Raw genomic sequence first — 19,359 nt, 5'->3', positions numbered from 1 at the left:
TCGATCCTCCAGACTTCGAGAAAGATTCACAGACTCATGGCGAACTACACCGCCGCCGACGTCAAGAAGCTCCGCGAGCTCACGGGCGCCGGCATGATGGACTGCAAGAAGGCGCTGGACGAGGCCGACGGCAACGTCGACAAGGCCGTCGAGGCGCTCCGCATCAAGGGCCAGAAGGGCGTCGCCAAGCGCGAGGGCCGCTCCGCCGAGAACGGCGCCGTGGTCTCCATCATCGCCGACGACAACTCCTCCGGCGTCCTGGTCGAGCTGAAGTGCGAGACGGACTTCGTCGCCAAGGGTGACAAGTTCCAGGCCGTCGCCAACAAGATCGCCGAGCACGTCGCCGCCACCTCCCCGGCCGACATCGAGGCCCTGCTCGCCTCCGAGATCGAGCCCGGCAAGACCGTCCAGGCGTTCGTGGACGAGGCCAACGCCAACCTCGGCGAGAAGATCGTCCTGGACCGCTTCGCGCAGTTCGCCGACGGCTACGTCACCGCCTACATGCACCGCACGATGCCCGACCTGCCCCCGCAGATCGGTGTCCTCGTCGAGCTGGACAAGCCGAACGCCGAGGTCGCCAAGGGCGTCGCGCAGCACATCGCCGCCTTCGCGCCGAAGTACCTCTCCAAGGACGAGGTGCCGGCCGAGGTCGTCGAGGCCGAGCGCCGCATCGCCGAGGAGACCACCCGCGCCGAGGGCAAGCCCGAGGCCGCCCTGCCGAAGATCGTCGAGGGTCGCCTCAACGGCTTCTTCAAGGACGCCACGCTGCTGGGCCAGCCGTACGCGCTCGACAACAAGAAGTCCGTCCAGAAGGTCCTGGACGAGGCCGGTGTCACCCTGAAGCGCTTCACGCGCATCAAGGTCGGCATCTGAGTCCGTACCGCGACCGACGCGCGACCCCGATAGGGTCGACAGCAGTCGCCCCTGTCGTCCGCGCACGACGCCGCGCAGGCACGCCACGTGCCGCACGCGCGCGTGGCGGACGGCAGCAGATCTGACGAGGAGGCCATTGCCGCATGGGATGCGAACCACGCCCCACCGGCAATGGCCTTCTTCGTATGTGCACCACGAGGAGAACCACATGACGACCAAGCCCGAGAAGAGCGACGACGGCAAAGTACGCGGCCGGTATCTGCTGAAGCTGAGCGGAGAGGCCTTCTCCGGCGGCGGCGGGCTGGGTGTCGACCCCGACGTGGTGCACAAGATCGCCCGCGAGATCGCGGCCGTCGTCCGCGACGGCGCCCAGATCGCGGTCGTCATCGGCGGCGGCAACTTCTTCCGCGGCGCCGAACTCCAGCAGCGCGGCATGGACCGCGCCCGCTCGGACTACATGGGCATGCTCGGCACCGTGATGAACTGCCTCGCCCTCCAGGACTTCCTGGAGAAGGAGGGCATCGTCTCCCGCGTCCAGACCGCCATCACCATGGGTCAGGTCGCCGAGCCGTACATCCCGCTGCGCGCCGTGCGCCACCTGGAGAAGGGCCGCGTGGTCATCTTCGGCGCCGGTATGGGCATGCCGTACTTCTCCACCGACACCACCGCCGCCCAGCGCGCCCTGGAGATCGACGCCGAGGCGCTGCTCATGGGCAAGAACGGCGTGGACGGGGTCTACGACTCCGACCCCAAGACCAACCCGGACGCGGTGAAGTTCGACCACCTCAGCTACGGCGAGGTCATCACCCGCGACCTGAAGGTCGCCGACGCCACCGCCATCACCCTGTGCCGGGACAACAAGCTCCCGATCCTGGTTTTCGAGCTTCTGGCCGAAGGCAATATCGCCCGTGCCGTCAAGGGTGAGAAGATCGGCACGCTGGTGGGCGAGCACGCCAGTCAGGGCTGATGTCCCCCGCTGGGGGATGGACAATGTCCTGCCGGTCGGGAACCGTGCAGGAAGAAGACGCGACGCAGCCGGCCGCCGCCCCCCACGAGGAACCGCAGCCGGGCCTACTCAAGACACGCAGGAGCAAGTGGTGATCGAAGAGACCCTCCTCGAGGCCGAGGAGAAGATGGAGAAGGCCGTCGTGGTCGCCAAGGAGGACTTCGCCGCGATCCGCACCGGCCGTGCGCACCCGGCGATGTTCAACAAGATCGTGGCCGAGTACTACGGCGCGCCGACGCCGATCAACCAGCTGGCCTCGTTCTCCGTGCCGGAGCCGCGCATGGCGGTCGTGACGCCGTTCGACAAGAGCGCGCTGCGCAACATCGAGCAGGCGATCCGCGACTCCGACCTCGGCGTCAACCCGAGCAACGACGGCAACATCATCCGTGTGGTGTTCCCGGAGCTGACCGAGGAGCGCCGCCGCGAGTACATCAAGGTCGCCAAGGGCAAGGGCGAGGACGCCAAGGTGTCCATCCGCTCCGTCCGCCGCAAGGCCAAGGACGCCATCGACAAGCTGATCAAGGACGGCGAGGTCGGCGAGGACGAGGGCCGCCGTGCGGAGAAGGAGCTCGACGACACCACCGCCAAGTACGTCGCCCAGGTGGACGAGCTCCTCAAGCACAAGGAAGCAGAGCTGCTCGAGGTCTGATGAACGACTCTTCCTGGGGGGCGCCGCCGCAGACCGGGCAGCCTGGACACACCGGGCAGGCCGGGTACTGGGGTCCCGCGCACCAGGGGCACATGGACGGAGGACCCGTCCAGGGAGCCGCCCCGGCGGGTCCCGCGTACGATGCGCAGGACGCGCCGCACACTCGCCCCATGCCCATCGTGCCCGAGGTGTCCGCCCACGGCGGAGACCAGGACGACGACCGGGGGGCCGCTCGGCTGAGCGGCCCCTTGTTCCGCGACGAGAATCCGGAGCCCATGCACGACGCCCCCCAGCCCACGCCCGCGCCGAAGAAGAGCGCCGGCCGTGACCTGGGCGCCGCCATAGGGGTCGGCGTCGGACTCGGCGCGGTGATCATCGCGTCGCTGTTCGTCGTCAAGGCCGTCTTCGTCGGCGTCATCGCGGTCGCCGTGGTCGTCGGGCTGTGGGAGCTGACCAGCCGGCTGCAGGAGCGCAAGGAGATCAAGGCGCCGCTCGTACCGCTCGCGGTCGGCGGCGCGGCGATGGTGGTCGCCGGTTACGTCCGCGGCGCCGAGGGCGCGTGGGTGGCGATGGCGCTCACCGCGCTGGCGGTCCTGGTCTGGCGGATGACGGAGCCCCCCGAGGGCTACCTCAAGGACGTCACGGCCGGGGTCTTCGCCGCGTTCTACGTCCCCTTCCTGGCGACGTTCGTGGCGATGATGCTCACCGCGGACGACGGCCCCTGGCGCGTCCTGACGTTCCTGCTCCTGACGGTCGTCAGTGACACGGGGGCGTACGCCGTCGGCTGGCGCTTCGGCAAGCACAAGCTCGCGCCGCGCATCAGCCCCGGCAAGACCCGCGAGGGCCTGCTCGGCGCGGTCGCCTTCGCGATGCTCGCGGGCGCGCTGTGCCTGCAGTTCCTGATCGACGACGGCGTCTGGTGGCAGGGCCTGCTGCTGGGCCTCGCGGTCGCCGCGAGCGCCACGCTGGGCGACCTCGGCGAGTCGATGATCAAGCGGGACCTCGGCATCAAGGACATGGGCACGCTGCTGCCGGGCCACGGCGGCATCATGGACCGCCTGGACTCCCTGCTGCCGACGGCGCCGGTGGTGTGGCTGCTGCTGGTGCTGTTCGTGGGCTCGGGCTGACCGACACGTTCGTACGGGCCTCCGTCCTGCCGGGACGGGGGCCCGTTGCCGTATCCGGAGGCATGCCGGTTGTCGTCGCCCGGGGGATGACGACCCGGCGGGCCGGTGGGACGATTCGGCTGTAAGCCCCTAAAGGGGACCGCCCGGGAAGGGGGCATCATGTCCGGCTTCCACGAAGAGATCGACCTCGACTGCCGCCCCGAGGACGTGTGGACGTACGTCATCGACCCCACCCACCTGCCGGAATGGCAGGCGAGCGCGGTGTCGGCGGAGCAGCTCGACGACGGCCCGTTCGGGCTCGGCTCCCGCGTCCGGGTCACCCGGCACGTGGGCCGGCGCGAGATGCCGATGACGATGGAGTGCACTCAGTACGAGCCCTACCGCTCGTGGAGCGTGCGCGGCATCGACGGCCCTGTGCGGGGCAAGTTCCACGCCGAGATCACCCCGCTCGACGAGGGCCGGCGCACCCACCTCACCATGGACCTCGACTTCGACGCGCGAGGCATCGGCAAGGTCCTCGTCCCGCTCGTCGTGCGTCCGCAGGCCCGCAAGGAGCTGCCGCAGAACGAGCGCCTGCTGAAGCAGCGACTGGAACACACGGGCGCCTAGCGCACCGCAACGGGGGCCCGGCGCAGGGCCCAGCGGCTGATGTCAGTGCTGCGTGGGACCGTGTCCGACGTGGACGAACTCGTGGAACGTGTCGACGCTGAGGACCGAGTGCTGGGTGTGGTCAGCCGGAGGGAGGCCGTCCGGGCGGGCTGGCTGCACCGGGTCGGCGTGGTGGTGTGCCGCGACGGGCAGGGCCGCTTCCTCGTCCACCGGCGTGCCGAGCAGCTGTCCCGCTTCCCGGGGCACCACGAACTCGGTGTCGGGGGCGCGGCGGGAGTCGGCGAGTCCTATGAGCAGGCGGCCGCCCGCGAACTCAGTGAGGAGCTGGGGGCACGGGCGACCGTGTCCCTCCGGTTCACGTTCCTCAACCAAAGCGGGCTCAGCCCTCACTGGCTCGGGGTCTGCGATGCCGTGCTTCCGGAGATCGTCGCTCCGGACCCAGCGGAGGTGGCCTGGCACGGATGGCTGACCGAGCGCGAGCTGCGGGGGGCCTTGCGGCAGTGGACCTTCACTCCCGACAGCCGTGAGATTTTCGCTCGGTACCTTGCGAGTCAGCCGTAGCGAGCCACTGCCCCGGGTCACCCGATTGGATCTGCGACACTGGTACCACCATGCCCAAGCCCGGAGAACTCACCTTTGTCGTGCCGCGCGGAGCCAAGACGCCGCCGCGGCATCTCGCTGACCTGTCGCCCGCCGAGCGCAAGGAGGCTGTGGCCGCGGTCGGGGAGAAGCCGTTCCGTGCCAAGCAGCTCTCGCAGCACTACTTCGCGCGGTACGCGCACGACCCCGCGGAGTGGACCGACATCCCCGCCGGGTCGCGGGAGAGGCTGCGGGAGGCGCTGTTCCCGGAGCTGATGAGCGTCGTACGGCATCTGTCGACCGACGAGGGCGCCACGCGCAAGACGCTGTGGCGGCTGTTCGACGGGACGCTCGTCGAGTCGGTGCTCATGCGGTACCCGGACCGGGTCACCATGTGCATCAGCTCGCAGGCCGGGTGCGGGATGAACTGTCCGTTCTGTGCGACGGGGCAGGCGGGGCTGGACCGGAATCTGTCCACCGCCGAGATCGTCCACCAGATCGTGGACGGGATGCGGGCGCTGCGGGACGGGGAAGTGCCCGGTGGGCCCGCGCGGCTGTCCAACATCGTGTTCATGGGCATGGGCGAGCCCCTCGCCAACTACAAGAGGGTCGTCGGTGCCATCCGCGCGCTGACCGATCCCGCGCCCGACGGGCTGGGGCTGTCGCAGCGCGGGATCACCGTGTCGACCGTCGGGCTGGTGCCCGCCATTCACCGGTTCGCCGACGAGGGCTTCAAGTGCCGGCTGGCGATCTCCCTGCACGCCCCGGACGACGAGCTGCGCGACACCCTCGTGCCCGTCAACACGCGGTGGAAGGTGCGCGAGGTCCTCGACGCCGGGTTCGAGTACGTCGAGAAGAGCGGGCGCCGGCTGTCCATCGAGTACGCGCTCATCCGTGACATCAACGACCAGGCCTGGCGTGGGGACCGGCTCGGGCGGCTGCTCAAGGGCAAGCCCGTGCACGTCAACCTCATCCCGCTCAACCCGACGCCCGGGTCGAAGTGGACCGCCTCCCGGCCGGAGGACGAGAAGGCTTTCGTCGAGGCCATCGCCGCCCATGGTGTGCCCGTCACGATTCGGGACACTCGTGGGCAGGAGATCGACGGGGCCTGCGGCCAGCTCGCGGCCACCGAGCGGTAGTCTGTGCACCGTCCACATGTTCATATTCCGACAGGGGAGCGCCACAGCGCTGAGAGTGCGGCGATCGGGCCGCAGACCCTCTGAACCTCGCCCAGGTCATTCTGGGTAGGAAGTTCGGTCATCGCTCAAGCTGTTGCGCCCTGCCCGGGAGCCCGGAACCGTTACGGATCCGTGGATCCCGGGCAGGGCCGCGTCTCTTCCTGGTCACCTCCAGGAGGAATTCAGTGCAGAAGAAGAAGCGGACGATGGCCCTGGCCGTCGGTGTCGGGGTCGGGATCGTCGGCCTGTCCGCGTGCGGGTCGTCCGCCGACGGCGGCTCCGGTTCCTCGTCCGGCGGCTCCGGCGGGTCCAAGACCGTCACCGTCGTCAGCCACGACTCCTGGGCCGCGTCCAAGAGCGTCATCGCCGCGTTCGAGAAGCAGTCCGGCTACAAGGTCAAGGTGCTGACCAGCGGCGACGCCGGCCAGGCCGTCAACAAGGCCATCCTCACCAAGGACAACCCGCAGGGCGACGTCTTCTTCGGCGTCGACAACACCCTGCTCTCCCGCGCGCTCGACAACGGCCTGTTCCAGCCGTACCGGGCCAAGGGGCTCGACCAGGTCGACGCCGCCTACCAGCTCGACGCGGACCAGCACCGGGTCACGCCCGTCGACTTCGGTGACATCTGCGTCAACTACGACAAGAAGTACTTCGCCGATCACAAGCTGACCCCGCCGTCCTCCTTCGACGACCTGGTCAAGCCGGAGTACAAGAACCTCCTCGTCACCGAGAACGCCTCCACCTCCTCGCCCGGCCTCGGCTTCCTCCTCGGTACGGCCGCGCGGTACGGCGACGACGGCTGGGAGGGCTACTGGAAGAAGCTCAAGGCCAACGGCGTCAAGGTGGTCGACGGCTGGGAACAGGCCTACAACGAGGAGTTCTCCGGCTCGGCCGGCGGCAAGAAGGCCAAGGCCGACCGGCCGCTGGTGGTGTCGTACGCCTCCTCCCCGCCCGCCGAGGTGATCTACGGCGACCCCAAGCCGACGACCGCGCCGACCGGCGTGGCCACCGGCACCTGCTTCCGGCAGATCGAGTTCGCCGGGCTGCTGAGCAACGCGAAGAACACCGAGGGCGGCAAGGCGTTCATCGACTTCCTGATCTCCCGGCAGTTCCAGGAGGACATGCCGCTCAACATGTTCGTCTACCCGGTGATCAAGGGCGCCAAGGTGCCGGCCGAGTTCACGCAGTACGGGCCGGCCGCCAAGGATCCGAAGACCCTGGCCCCCGGCGAGATCGCCGAACACCGTGACCAGTGGGTCAAGTCGTGGACCTCGCTCGTACTGAGGTGACCCGGCGGCGTTCCGGGAACGCGGCGCGGCTCGCCCTGATGGTCGTGCCCGTCGCGTTCTTCGCCGTCTTCTTCGCCTACCCCGTCGCCGCCATCGTCGCCCGCGGCCTGGACGACGGCGGGGACTGGCAGCTCGGGCGGATCGCCGACGTGGTCGCCCAGCCGGACATCCGGCACGTGCTGTGGTTCACCACCTGGCAGGCGCTCGTCTCCACCGCGCTGACTCTGCTGGTCGCGCTGCCCGGCGCGTATGTCTTCGCCCGGCTCGACTTCCCCGGCAAGCAGGTGCTGCGGGCGGTGGTGACCGTGCCGTTCGTGCTGCCGACCGTCGTCGTCGGTACGGCCTTCCTCGCGCTCGTCGGCCGTGGCGGGCTGCTCGACGAGCTGTGGGGCGTCCGGCTGGACACCACCGTGTGGGCGATCCTGCTCGCCCACGTCTTCTTCAACTACGCCGTCGTCGTCCGTACCGTCGGCGGCCTGTGGGCCCAGCTCGACCCGCGCCAGGAGGACGCGGCGCGCATGCTGGGCGCCTCCCGGCTGCGGGCCTGGCGCACGGTGACGCTGCCCGCGCTCACCCCGGCCGTGGCCGCCGCCGCGCTGATGGTGTTCCTGTTCACCTTCACCTCCTTCGGCGTCGTCCAGATCCTCGGCGGGCCCACCTTCTCCACCCTGGAGGTGGAGATCTACCGGCAGACGTCGGACCTCTTCGACCTCGCCACGGCCGCCGTGCTCACCCTCGTCCAGTTCGCCGCGGTCGGCGCGATCCTCGCCGTCCACGCCTGGACGGTACGGCGGCGGGAGAGCGCCCTGCGGCTCGTCGACGCCTCCGCGACCGCGCACCGGCCGCGCGGCGCCGGACAGTGGGCGCTGCTCGCCGGGGTCCTCGTCAGCGTGGCCCTGCTGGTGCTGCTGCCGCTCGCGGTGCTGGTGCAGCGCTCGCTCGACGCCCCCGGCTTCTCCTACTACCGTGCGCTGACCAGCGAGGACGGCGGCATGTTCCTCGTCCCGCCGATCGACGCGATCGGCAACTCGCTGCGGTACGCCGTCGCCGCCACCCTCATCGCGGTCGTCATCGGCGGACTCGCCGCGGCCGCGCTGACCCGGCGGGACGCCGGCCCCCTCGTACGGGGATTCGACGCGCTGCTGATGCTGCCGCTCGGCGTCTCCGCCGTGACCGTCGGCTTCGGTTTCCTCATCGCCCTCGACGAGCCGCCGCTCGATCTGCGCGCCTCCTGGATCATCGTGCCGCTCGCCCAGGCGCTGGTCGGCGTCCCCTTCGTCGTACGGACCATGCTGCCCGTGCTGCGCGCGGTCGACGTACGGCTGCGGGAGGCGGCGGCCGTGCTCGGCGCGTCGCCCTGGCGGGTGTGGCGGGAGGTCGATCTGCCGCTGGTGCGGCGGGCGCTGCTGATCGCCGCCGGGTTCGCCTTCGCGGTGTCGCTCGGCGAGTTCGGCGCGACGGTGTTCCTCGCACGGCCGGACAACCCGACGCTGCCGGTGGCCGTGGCGCGGCTGCTGAGCCGGCCCGGCGAACTCAACTACGGGCAGGCGATGGCCCTGTCGACGATTCTGATGGTGGTCTGTGCCGCCGCGCTGCTGGTGCTGGAACGGCTGCGGGGCGCCGACCGGACGGGGGAGTTCTAGATGCTGCTCAGCCTTGACGCCGCGACCGTCCGCTTCGGCGAGCGGGCCGTGCTCGACGCGGTCGACCTGGACGTCGCCGAGCACGAGGTGGTGTGCGTGCTCGGGCCCAGCGGCAGCGGCAAGTCGACGCTGCTGCGCGTGGTGGCGGGGCTGCAGCCGCTCGCCTCCGGGCGTGTGCTGCTCGACGGGCTCGACCAGGCGGGGGTGCCCGCGCACAAACGGGGAGTCGGACTGATGTTCCAGGACCATCAGCTCTTTCCGCAGCGGGACGTGGCCGGAAACGTCGCCTTCGGGCTGCGGATGCACGGCGCGCCGAAGGGGGAAGCGGCCGAACGGGTGCGGGAGTTGCTGGAGCTGGTCGGCCTGCCGGGGGCGGGGACGCGAGCGGTGTCGGCGCTGTCGGGTGGTGAGCAGCAGCGGGTCGCGCTGGCGCGGGCGCTGGCGCCCCGGCCTCGGCTGCTGATGCTGGACGAGCCGCTGGGGCAGCTGGACCGTTCGCTGCGGGAGCGGCTGGTGGTGGAGCTGCGGGAGCTGTTCGGGCGGCTCGGGACGACCGTGCTGGCGGTGACGCACGACCAGGGGGAGGCGTTCGCGCTCGCCGACCGGGTGGTCGTCATGCGGGACGGGCGGATCGCGCAGTCGGGTACGCCGCTGGAGGTGTGGCAGCGGCCGGCGGACGCCTTCGTGGCGCGCTTCCTGGGCTTCGAGAACGTGGTGCCGGGGACGGTGGTCGGGGAGGCCGCGGACACGGCGTGGGGCAAGGTGCCGGTACCGGAGGGGTCCGCTCAGGGGCCCCGTACGCTGCTCGTCCGGCCGGGCGGGGTGCGGCTGGGGCCGGCTGCGGAGGGGCTGCCGTGCACGGTCGCCGCACGGACCTTCAAGGGCACGCATGTCGCCGTCCACCTGCAGCCGGAGGACGGGCCCCGTCTTGAGGCGGCGTGCGCGTTGCGGGACGCGCCGGAGGTCGGGGACGTGGTCGGGGTGGACTTCGACGCGGCGGAAATCGTGGTGCTGGGGTGACAGGACACCCCCTAGGTTGAGCGGTATGACGCGACTCGCCCACGAACGGTACTGTGCCGAAATCGCCCACCAGACAGGGCAGTTGAGGGCGGTGGTGACCTCGGGAGCCGACCTCGCCGCGACGGTGCCCACCTGCCCCGACTGGTCCCTCGAAGAGCTGGTGCGCCATGTCGGGGGTGCGCTGCGCTGGGTGGAGGCGACGGTGCGGACCCGGTCGGCGCAGGAGATCCCGGAGGACCGGGTGCCGGGGCTCGCCGGGCCGCACACCACCGGGGACGCCGCCGCGCTGGACGCCTGGCTCGCCGAGAGCGCCGAACTGGTGGTCGCCGCGGTGCGGGACGCCGGTCCCGAGGCGGCGGTGTGGAGCTGGACCGGGGAGCACACCGCGGGATTCTGGGCCCGCCGGATGGCGCACGAGGTGACCGTCCACCGGGCCGACGCCACGCTGGCCGCCGCGCTGCCCTACGAGGTGGCGCCCGAGATCGCCGCCGACGCGATCGACGAATGGCTGGACATCGTGCGGTTCGTCCAGCGGACGGAGCCGGAGGCGGCCGGACTCCGCGGGCGGGGGCAGACCCTGCATCTGCACGCCACCGACGCGCCCGCCGGGCTCGACGCCGAGTGGATCGTCCATCTCGCCGAGGACGGCGTGCGGTGGCGGCGGGGGCACGAGAAGGCGGACGTGGTGCTGCGCGGGCCGCTCACGGACGTCCTGCTGGCCTTCTACCGCAGGCTGCCGCTCGACGGGCCCCGGCTGGAGGTGCTGGGGGAGCGGCCGCTGCTGGAGTTCTGGCTGGAGCGGGCGACGTTCGGCTGACGGGGCAGCCGTACGGCCCGCCCCCGGGGTGGGGACGGGCCGTACGGACCGCAGAGGCGTCAGCCGTTGTTCCTGGCTCCGCGGCGGCGGAAGCCGAAGAAGACGGCGCCGCCGCCGACCACGACCAGGGCCGCCGCGATGCCGGCGATCATGCCCGTGTTCGAGTTGGCGCCGGTCTCGGCGAGGTTGGACTCGCCGGCCGCCGGGGACGGGGCGTTGCTCGGGGTGGCCGGGGCGGGCGCGGTGCTGCTCTCGCTCGCGGAGGGGGTCGGCGCCGGGGGCGTCGACTCGGCCGGGGTGGACGGGGAAGGCGACGGAGCCGGCGAGCTCGGCGTGGCCGGCGGGGTCGACTCCTCGGTGTGGCAGGCGGTGGACGGCGTGGTCAGGTTCGGCGTGATGTCCTCGTCGACCTGGTTGCCGGCCTTGACGTGAACGCGGTAGGTCGCGTTCGGCTTCCAGTCCTCGGCGAAGGTGATGGTGACGCCCTCGCGGGAGCCCTTCACCTCCTGCTCGCCGATCTTCTTCACGTCGGCGCCGTTGTTCTCGAGGAACACGGAGACGACGGCCGGGGTACCGGAGGCGTCCACGTCGGTGACGGCGATGACGCCCTTGTCACCGTCGCACTTGGCCTCGGCGGAGAACTCGTTGATGTTGCAGGCGAGCGCGTGGCCGGCGGCTCCGAGCGCGAGCGCGGCCGAGGCGGTCGCGACACCGAGGATGCGCGCGGAACGGGCGGCGGTACGGCGGGTTATGGACACGTTTGTCCTTTACGTATTGCAACTGAGGGGGGTTACGGAGGAGTTGGCCACCGATGAGGCGCGGCAACAGCTCCCCCACGAGACTCACAGGTCTATAAGCGTGCCGTAAGAAGTGTCAATGCATATGCCGGTCACGTCAGTTGGCTTTGCCCGCTTATTAACCGCCGAGACGTTTCAACGCCTCCGGCGCCTCCTCAATGCGGTCGACCAGGGCGATACGGGACGCCATCGGACGGCCCTGCGCGAGCGAGGTGAGCAGCGGCCAGGCCGGCAGCCGCTCCGTCCAGTGCGCGCTGTCGACCAAGACCATGGGGGTCGGCTCACCGCGCGAGGAGTAGTAGTTGGGCGTGGCGTTGTCGAAGATCTCCTGGACGGTCCCGGCGGCGCCCGGCAGGAACACCACGCCGGCCGTCGAGCGGGCCAGCAGCCCGTCCTCGCGCAGCGGGTTGGCGAAGTACTTGGCGATGTGCGCGGCGAAGGGGTTCGGCGGCTCGTGGCCGTAGAACCAGGTGGGTATGCCGACCGAGACACCGCCGTCCGGCCGGTCGCGGCGTATCTCGAAGGCCGCCCGCGCCCAGTCGGTGACCGACGGCGTGAAGGACGGCACCTTCGACAGCGCGACGAGCGCCTCGTCGAGCGCCTCGTCCTCGAACGGCGCCAGATAGGCGCCCAGGTTGGCCGCCTCCATCGCGCCCGGCCCGCCGCCCGTCGCCACGGTCAGCCCGGCGCGGGCCAGTTCCCGGCCGAGCCGGGCGGCACCGGCGTACTCCGGTGTCCCGCGGCGCATCGCGTGGCCGCCCATGACGCCCACCACCCGCGCGCCGACCAGGAGTTCGTCGAGCGCGTCGGAGACGGCGTCGTCGTGCAGGGAGCGCAGCATGGAGCAGAAGACGTCGCCGTCGGACTTCGTCCGCTGGAACCAGGCGTACGTGCGGGCGTCGGGGGTGGCCTCGTAGCCCCCTGGCCCGTCGAGCCCGGCGAACAGTTCGGCGGGGGTGTAGACGAACCCCCGGTACGGGTCGAACGGCAGGCCCGGTACGGGCGGGAAGACCAGCGCGCCCGCGGTGCGGACGCGGGCCGACGCCTCGGGGCTCATCGGGCAGCCGAGGAACACGGCGCCCTCGGTGTCGACGGTGAGCAGGACGTCCGTACGGCCCGTCAGATCGACGGCCTGCGCGCGGAAGCGGGCGAGCGAGCCGCGGGCCGCGACCACCTCGTCGAACTCGGCCAGGGACTCTATCTCGCGGTCGTGGGAGCCGTCGTACGGCTGGGCGGGTGTCGGATGCACCCGCCCATGCTAGGCACCCCGTGGCCGGCCCAGGGGGCTCAGCTCTCGATGGCCGACGGGTCCATCCAGATGACCTCCCAGGTGTGGCCGTCGAGGTCGTCGAAGGAACGGCCGTACATGAAGCCGAGGTCCTGGGTCTTGCCGGTGGAGGTGCCGCCGAGGGAGAGCGCGCGGTCGACCAGCTCGTCCACCTTCTCGCGGCTCTCGGCGCTCAGCGCGATCAGCACCTCGCTGCTCTTCGTGGCGTCGGCGATCTCCTTGTCGGTGAAGGTCGCGTAGAACGGCTTCGTCAGCAGCATCGCGACGATCGTGTCGCTGATCACGACGGACGCCGCGTTCTCGTCGGAGAACTGGGGGTTGATCGAGTAGCCGAGGCCGGTGAAGAACTTCTTGGCGGCGTCGAGGTCGGACACGGGCAGGTTCACGAAGATCATCTGCTGGTACATGAGGGTCTCTCCCGTCGGTGCCGGAACGGCGGTGCGTCGGCAATCGGTCGTGCGTCGTTCGATGGGGTAGACCGACGGGCGCGCCGGAACTCATCGCCGCGGACGACTTTTCCGCGGCAGATTTTTTCCGGGGTCCTCGTACGGCTGCTCAGCGGGCCAGCGGGAGCGCCGCCAGCTCGGCGACGACCAGCGTCAGCGGGCCGAACACCGCCAGCAGGGCGGCCGCGCGCAGGGCGGCGGCGCTGCGCAGCATGCCCGCCGGGGCACCCAGGCGCAGCAGCGCGGCGGTGGTGTCGGCGCGCAGCTGGCGTGCCTCGACGGCCGCGGTGAGGAGCGTGGCCACTGTGCAGCCGGCGACGAGGAGGCCGCCGAGCGTGGTGAGCGGGCCGAGGTCGCCGTCGGGGCGGAGCGTGGGCAGGGCGTACGCGGCGGAGGCCACCGCGCAGACGATGCCGAGGGGGCGGCCGATCCGGGTGGCCTCCGCCATCAGGACGCGGCCGGCGAGGAGGCGCAGGGCCCCGGGGCGGGCCGCCTGCAGCAGCCGGCCGCACAGGTGGGTGAGGCCGGGGCCGGCGAGCGCGAGGCCGATCGCGGTGAGCACCCAGCCGACGAGGACGGCGGCGGGGCCGCTGCCCATGCCTCCGGGCAGGTGCAGGGTGGTGGGCGTGGTGCCGCGGGTCGCGTACGCCTCCACGGCGAGGCCGGCCGCGAGGGTGGTGATGCCCCAGGGGAGGGTGGCGGTGGGGTTCGGCGGCGGTTCGGGGGTGCCGTCGGCGGGAGGTGCCGCCGGGTGGGTCGTGCTCTCCGGTGCTGGTGCTGGTGCCGGTGCCGGCGCCGGTGGTGCGGGGGCGCTCGGGACCTCGGTGCGGGGCGTGGGGCCCGCCGTGAGCGCGGTACCGTCCTGCGGCGGCTGCCCGGCGTCCTGCGCGGACTCACGGGCCGTCCCGACGGATGCCGTCGCCGTTGCCAGTGCCGTGGTCCGGCCCGGTCGGCTCCACCGTGCCCCGAACCGCCCGTACGCCCCGAACGTCTCCCGCGCCGCCGTCCTGCCGTACGCGCCGAACCGGCCGTAGGCGCGCGGGCGGGCCGGGCGGTGCGGGTCCTTCGGGCGCAGGGCCACGGCCACTGCCGCGGACGTCGTCACCGGGACCACCGCCAGCAGCGTCAGCGCCGCCGGCAGCGGCAGGGAGGCGTCCGCCGCCAGGAACGCCGAGGCCGCCCCGTCGAACGGCATGCCCGTCAGGTCGCCGCGCAGGTGCAGGAAGACGAGGAGCGCCAGCATCGAGCCGAGGACCGTCGACAGGGCCGTCGTGACGGCCGAGACCGCCATCAGACGGGCCGGGCCGAGGCCGATGGCGGACAGGCCGGGGCGGGGGCGGGTCGCGGGGTCGGTGCGGGCCACCGCCAGCGCGAAGTACACCGTGGCGGCCAGCGGGACCGCGCACCACGCCAGCCGGAGCAGGAGCGAGCCGGCGGAGGCGCCGGGGTGGCCGATCGCGTAGCCGAGGACGCACAGGAAGAGGAAGCCCGTGCCGGCCGACGCGGTCGCCACCAGCAGGCGGCGCAGCTGGACGGCCGGGCGGGCGCTGCGGGTCAGGCGGAGAGCGAGCACGCGGCCCGGCCTTCCGTCTCGGCGGGCGGGGGAAGGTGGACGGTCCTCACCCGGCGGCCGTCCAGGAGCTGGACCGTGCGGTCCGCGAGCGCGGCCGTCTCCGCGTCGTGCGTGGCGAGGACCACCGTGATGCCGTGCGAGCGGGCCGCCGTCGTCAGGGTGCGCAGCACGTGCCCGCGGTCGGCGCGGTGCAGCGGGGCCGTCGGCTCGTCGGCGAACAGCACCGAGGGCGCGGGGGCCAGGGCGCGGGCGATGCAGGCCCGCTGCCGTTCGGACTGCTGGAGTTCGTGCGGGCGTCTGCGGGCCTTGTCGCCGATGTCGAGGCGCTCCAGCCACTCCTGCGCGGCCACCTTCGCGCGGCGCCGGGTGGTGCCGCGCAGCATCAGCGGCAGGGCGGCGTTCTCCCACACGTTCAGCTCCGGGACGAGCACCGGCTCCGGGTCGATCCAGCCGAACCGGTCGCGGCGCAGCCGTTCGCGGGCCATCGGGCCCATGGTGTGCACCGGCACGCTGTTGAACCAGACCTCGCCCCGCTGGGCGGGCACCAGCCCCGACAGGCATCTGAGCAGCGTGGTCTTGCCGCTGCCGCGCGGGCCGCTCACGGCGAGGATCTCGCCCTCGCGCACCCCGAGGGAGACGCCCTGGAGCGCGGGCGTGCCGTCGCGGTGGGTGAAGTGCAGGGAGCGTGCCCAGAGCACGTCGTTGTCCGGCGGGGCCTCCATGGGCGTACACCTCGGTTCGGATCTGTGGTTCCCGTGTCTGTTCCCCCGTGCGGGGGAACGAAGGCAGGGCCGATCGGTTACCAGGCACGCTAAGGAGTCGGCGCGGCGAGGCCGGACAGCACGTGGCCCGGGGTGCGCCCTTCTCACTCGGAAGGGTGCACCCCGGGCCACGGGACCACGGGCTGTTACAGCTTGGTCCACGCCTCCGTCAGCGTCGCGCGCAGGATCTGCTCGATCTCGTCGAACGTGTCCTGGTTGGAGATCAGCGGCGGGGCGAGCTGGACGACCGGGTCGCCGCGGTCGTCGGCACGGCAGTACAGGCCGTTGTCGAACAGGGCCTTCGACAGGAAGCCGTACAGGACGCGCTCGGTCTCCTCGTCGTTGAAGGACTCCTTGGTGTTCTTGTCCTTCACCAGCTCGATGCCGTAGAAGAAGCCGTTGCCGCGGACGTCGCCGACGATCGGGAGGTCGTGCAGCTTCTGCAGCGTCTTCAGGAAGGCGCCCTCGTTGTCGAGGACGTGCTGGTTCAGGCCCTCCTTCTCGAACAGGTCGAGGTTGGCGAGGCCCACGGCGGCGGAGACCGGGTGGCCGCCGAAGGTGTAGCCATGCAGGAAGGTGTTGTCGCCCTGGTAGAACGGCTCGGCCAGGCGGTCCGAGACGATGCAGGCGCCGATCGGGGAGTAGCCCGAGGTCATGCCCTTGGCGCAGGTGATCATGTCCGGCACGTAGCCGAACTTGTCGCACGCGAAGGTGGTGCCGAGGCGGCCGAAGGCGCAGATGACCTCGTCGGAGACGAGCAGCACGTCGTACTGGTCGCAGATCTCGCGGACCCGCTGGAAGTACCCGGGCGGCGGCGGGAAGCAGCCGCCGGCGTTCTGCACCGGCTCCAGGAAGACGGCGGCAACCGTCTCGGGGCCCTCGAAGAGGATCTGCTGCTCGATCTGGTTGGCGGCCCAGCGGCCGAAGGCCTCGGGGTCGTCGCCGTGGATCGGGGCGCGGTAGATGTTGGTGTTGGGCACCTTGTGCGCGCCCGGCACCAGCGGCTCGAAGGGGGCCTTCAGGCCCGGCAGGCCGGTGATGGACAGGGCGCCCTGCGGGGTGCCGTGGTAGGCCACCGCGCGGGAGATCACCTTGTACTTGGTGGGCTTGCCGACCAGCTTGAAGTACTGCTTGGCGAGCTTCCAGGCGGTCTCGACCGCCTCGCCGCCGCCGGTGGTGAAGAAGACCTTGTTGAGGTCGCCCGGGGCCTCGTGGGCGAGTCGCTCGGCCAGCTCGACGGCCTTGGGGTGGGCGTAGGACCAGACCGGGAAGAAGGCCAGCTCGCTCGCCTGCCTGGCGGCTACCTCGGCCAGCTCGGTGCGGCCGTGGCCGGCCTGGACCACGAACAGACCCGCGAGACCGTCGAGGTAGCGCTTGCCCTTGTCGTCGTAGATGTAGGTGCCCTCGCCCCGGACGATGGTGGGGACCGGGGAGTTCTCGTACGACGACATGCGGGTGAAGTGCATCCACAGGTGGTCGTACGCGGATCGGCTGAGGTCCTTGGTGCTCACGTTTATCGGGTCCTCACGGGTTATCGGGTTCCCCACATGTAGGTCTGCTTCTTGAGCTTCAGGTAGACGAAGCTCTCGGTGGAGCGCACACCGGGCAGGGACCGGATGTGCTTGTTGATGACGCCCAGCAGGTGGTCGTCGTCCTCGCAGACGATCTCCGCGAGGATGTCGAAGGAGCCCGCGGTCATCACCACGTACTCCACTTCGGCCATGTCGGTCAGTGCGTCGGCGACCGCCTCGACATCGCCCTCGACGTTGATGCCGACCATCGCCTGCCGGCGGAAGCCCACGGTGAGCGGGTCCGTGACGGCGACGATCTGCATCACGCCCTGGTCGAGCAGCTTCTGCACCCGCTGGCGCACGGCGGCCTCGGAGAGCCCGACGGCCTTGCCGATGGCGGCGTACGGCCGGCGGCCGTCCTCCTGGAGCTGTTCGATGATGGCGAGGGAGACGGCGTCCAGGTGAGGACTGCCGCCGTTCCTGGACTCGCGGTGCTCCCGCGGGTCTCTGGGGTCTGCGCTTCGACTGGCCACGACCTCACTGTGCACGACGTCTCGACAGTTCCGCAAGACGTGACCGATGAAATTCGTTGTTTACGTGACCGAGACCAACGGATTTCGCAGCCGTGATGCGATCGGGGGTGTTGAAAACGTGGGCTGCCGGACTAGTCTGTGTGTCTCAGCAACTGGACTGTATGGACACCCGAACCTTGGAGGGCCGGCAGTGAGCACCGAGCTGCGTCGTCTGCGCAACTACATCGACGGTGAGTTCCGGGACGCCGCCGACGGACGGACCACCGAGGTGGTCAACCCCGCGACCGGCGAGGCGTACGCGACCGCGCCGCTGTCCGGCCAGGCGGACGTCGACGCCGCCATGGAGGCCGCCACGCGCGCCTTCCCGGCCTGGCGCGACACCACCCCGGCCGAGCGGCAGAAGGCCCTTCTGAAGATCGCCGACGCGTTCGAGCAGCGCGCCGAGGACCTCATCGCGGCCGAGGTGGAGAACACGGGCAAGCCCGTCGGGCTGACCCGCTCCGAGGAGATCCCGCCGATGGTCGACCAGATCCGCTTCTTCGCCGGCGCGGCGCGGATGCTGGAGGGCCGCTCGGCCGGCGAGTACATGGACGGGATGACCTCGATCATCCGCCGTGAGCCGGTCGGCGTCTGCGCCCAGGTCGCCCCCTGGAACTACCCGATGATGATGGCCGTGTGGAAGTTCGCCCCGGCGATCGCGGCCGGCAACACGGTCGTATTGAAGCCGTCGGACACCACCCCGGCCTCGACCGTCCTGATCGCCGAGATCCTCGGCGAGATCCTGCCCAAGGGCGTCTTCAACGTCATCTGCGGCGACCGCGAGACCGGCCGCATGATGGTCGAGCACCGCGTCCCCGCGATGGCCTCCATCACCGGCTCGGTCCGCGCCGGCATCGAGGTCGCCAAGTCCGCCTCCGCCGACGTCAAGCGCGTCCACCTGGAGCTGGGCGGCAAGGCCCCCGTCGTCGTCTTCGAGGACACCGACATCGCCAAGGCCGTCGAGGACATCTCCGTGGCGGGCTTCTTCAACGCCGGCCAGGACTGTACGGCCGCCACGCGCGTGCTGGTGCACGAGTCGATCCACGACGAGTTCGTCTCCGCCCTCGCCAAGGCCGCCGCCGACACCAAGACCGGCCAGCCGGACGACGAGGACGTGCTCTTCGGCCCGCTGAACAACCCCAACCAGCTCAAGCAGGTCGAGGGCTTCATCGAGCGGCTGCCCGCGCACGCGCGCGTGGAGGCCGGCGGCAAGCGGGTCGGCGACAAGGGCTACTTCTTCGCGCCGACCGTGGTCTCCGGTCTGCAGCAGGACGACGAGATCATCCAGAACGAGGTCTTCGGCCCGGTCATCACCGTCCAGTCGTTCCGGGACGAGGAGCAGGCCGTCGAGTGGGCCAACGGCGTCGAGTACGCCCTCGCCTCCTCCGTGTGGACCAAGGACCACTCCCGTGCCATGCGGATGTCCAAGAAGCTCGACTTCGGCTGCGTGTGGATCAACACCCACATCCCGCTGGTCGCCGAGATGCCGCACGGCGGCTTCAAGAAGTCCGGCTACGGCAAGGACCTCTCGGGCTACGGCTTCGAGGACTACACCCGCATCAAGCACGTCATGACCTCCCTGGACGCCTGATCCCGGGATGTGACGCGCGGCCCCGGACGG

General features: G+C 71.0%; 19 protein-coding genes. 12 read left to right on the top strand and 7 right to left on the bottom strand.

Going from position 1 to position 19,359, the window contains the following annotated elements; translation table 11 throughout:
* Positions 1–36 precede the first annotated feature (36 nt).
* From tsf to IE308_RS15200, 11 genes are all read left to right on the top strand, one after another.
* Entirely contained in the window at positions 37–873 is an 837-nt protein-coding gene (tsf, locus tag IE308_RS15250) for a translation elongation factor Ts (protein ID WP_110631166.1), read from the top strand.
* Between the two features lie 208 nt (positions 874–1,081).
* A complete protein-coding gene (gene pyrH / locus IE308_RS15245) occupies positions 1,082–1,840 on the top strand; it encodes a UMP kinase (RefSeq protein WP_110631169.1) in 759 nt (252 codons plus the stop codon).
* 130 nt (positions 1,841–1,970) lie between these two features.
* Positions 1,971–2,528 (top strand): ribosome recycling factor, encoded by a 558-nt coding sequence (gene frr / locus IE308_RS15240; protein WP_110637143.1) that lies wholly within the window; start codon positions 1,971–1,973, stop codon positions 2,526–2,528.
* Positions 2,528–3,655, top strand: coding sequence for a phosphatidate cytidylyltransferase (locus IE308_RS15235; protein WP_110631172.1), 1,128 nt, complete (start codon positions 2,528–2,530; stop codon positions 3,653–3,655). Before frr ends, IE308_RS15235 begins: the two co-directional genes overlap by 1 nt.
* A 159-nt stretch (positions 3,656–3,814) precedes the next feature.
* The gene (locus IE308_RS15230) at positions 3,815–4,264 is read left to right on the top strand and encodes an SRPBCC family protein (RefSeq protein WP_190218385.1); all 450 of its coding nucleotides are present in this window, start codon (positions 3,815–3,817) and stop codon (positions 4,262–4,264) included.
* Positions 4,265–4,303: 39 nt separating this feature from the next.
* Positions 4,304–4,825 carry an NUDIX domain-containing protein gene (locus IE308_RS15225; RefSeq protein WP_190218384.1) on the top strand — a complete coding sequence of 174 codons (522 nt, stop codon included), beginning with the start codon at positions 4,304–4,306 and terminating at the stop codon, positions 4,823–4,825.
* Between the two features lie 50 nt (positions 4,826–4,875).
* On the top strand, positions 4,876–5,982 hold the full coding sequence (rlmN, locus tag IE308_RS15220) for a dual-specificity RNA methyltransferase RlmN (RefSeq protein ID WP_110631188.1): 1,107 nt from the start codon (positions 4,876–4,878) through the stop codon (positions 5,980–5,982).
* Positions 5,983–6,227: 245 nt separating this feature from the next.
* The gene (locus IE308_RS15215; protein WP_190218822.1) at positions 6,228–7,310 is read left to right on the top strand and encodes a thiamine ABC transporter substrate-binding protein; all 1,083 of its coding nucleotides are present in this window, start codon (positions 6,228–6,230) and stop codon (positions 7,308–7,310) included.
* Positions 7,286–8,953: an ABC transporter permease gene (locus tag IE308_RS15210; RefSeq protein ID WP_190218383.1), complete on the top strand. Its 1,668-nt coding sequence runs from the start codon at positions 7,286–7,288 to the stop codon at positions 8,951–8,953. Before IE308_RS15215 ends, IE308_RS15210 begins: the two co-directional genes overlap by 25 nt.
* Positions 8,954–9,973, top strand: coding sequence for an ABC transporter ATP-binding protein (locus IE308_RS15205; RefSeq protein ID WP_190218382.1), 1,020 nt, complete (start codon positions 8,954–8,956; stop codon positions 9,971–9,973).
* Between the two features lie 25 nt (positions 9,974–9,998).
* On the top strand, positions 9,999–10,790 hold the full coding sequence (locus IE308_RS15200; RefSeq protein ID WP_190218381.1) for a maleylpyruvate isomerase family mycothiol-dependent enzyme: 792 nt from the start codon (positions 9,999–10,001) through the stop codon (positions 10,788–10,790).
* A 59-nt stretch (positions 10,791–10,849) separates the two neighbouring features.
* On the opposite strand, the gene IE308_RS15195 is transcribed toward IE308_RS15200, so the two are convergent.
* The 7 genes from IE308_RS15195 to IE308_RS15165 all read right to left on the bottom strand — a co-directional run bounded on the left by IE308_RS15195 (position 10,850) and on the right by IE308_RS15165 (position 17,714).
* On the bottom strand, positions 10,850–11,548 hold the full coding sequence (locus IE308_RS15195) for an LAETG motif-containing sortase-dependent surface protein (protein WP_110631196.1): 699 nt from the start codon (positions 11,546–11,548) through the stop codon (positions 10,850–10,852).
* A 157-nt stretch (positions 11,549–11,705) separates the two neighbouring features.
* Positions 11,706–12,836: an LOG family protein gene (locus IE308_RS15190; protein ID WP_190218380.1), complete on the bottom strand. Its 1,131-nt coding sequence runs from the start codon at positions 12,834–12,836 to the stop codon at positions 11,706–11,708.
* Positions 12,837–12,874: 38 nt separating this feature from the next.
* Positions 12,875–13,282 (bottom strand): VOC family protein, encoded by a 408-nt coding sequence (locus tag IE308_RS15185; protein WP_110631202.1) that lies wholly within the window; start codon positions 13,280–13,282, stop codon positions 12,875–12,877.
* Positions 13,283–13,430: 148 nt separating this feature from the next.
* Positions 13,431–14,894, bottom strand: a complete 1,464-nt coding sequence (locus IE308_RS15180; RefSeq protein ID WP_190218379.1) for a hypothetical protein — start codon at positions 14,892–14,894, stop codon at positions 13,431–13,433.
* Positions 14,876–15,616, bottom strand: a complete 741-nt coding sequence (locus IE308_RS15175) for an ABC transporter ATP-binding protein (RefSeq protein WP_110631208.1) — start codon at positions 15,614–15,616, stop codon at positions 14,876–14,878. Before IE308_RS15175 ends, IE308_RS15180 begins: the two co-directional genes overlap by 19 nt.
* A 185-nt stretch (positions 15,617–15,801) precedes the next feature.
* Positions 15,802–17,166: an aspartate aminotransferase family protein gene (locus IE308_RS15170; RefSeq protein WP_190218378.1), complete on the bottom strand. Its 1,365-nt coding sequence runs from the start codon at positions 17,164–17,166 to the stop codon at positions 15,802–15,804.
* Positions 17,167–17,186: 20 nt separating this feature from the next.
* Complete coding sequence (locus tag IE308_RS15165; protein ID WP_110631213.1) at positions 17,187–17,714, bottom strand: Lrp/AsnC family transcriptional regulator; 528 nt, start codon at positions 17,712–17,714, stop codon at positions 17,187–17,189.
* A gap of 175 nt (positions 17,715–17,889) precedes the next feature.
* On the opposite strand from IE308_RS15165, the gene IE308_RS15160 reads away from it, so the two are divergent.
* Entirely contained in the window at positions 17,890–19,329 is a 1,440-nt protein-coding gene (locus tag IE308_RS15160) for a gamma-aminobutyraldehyde dehydrogenase (RefSeq protein WP_190218377.1), read from the top strand.
* Positions 19,330–19,359: the final 30 nt, after the last annotated feature.

This window comes from Streptomyces griseosporeus (assembly GCF_014656055.1).
Classification (GTDB): domain Bacteria; phylum Actinomycetota; class Actinomycetes; order Streptomycetales; family Streptomycetaceae; genus Streptomyces; species Streptomyces griseosporeus.
This window is presented reverse-complemented; position numbering and strand designations above follow the sequence as displayed.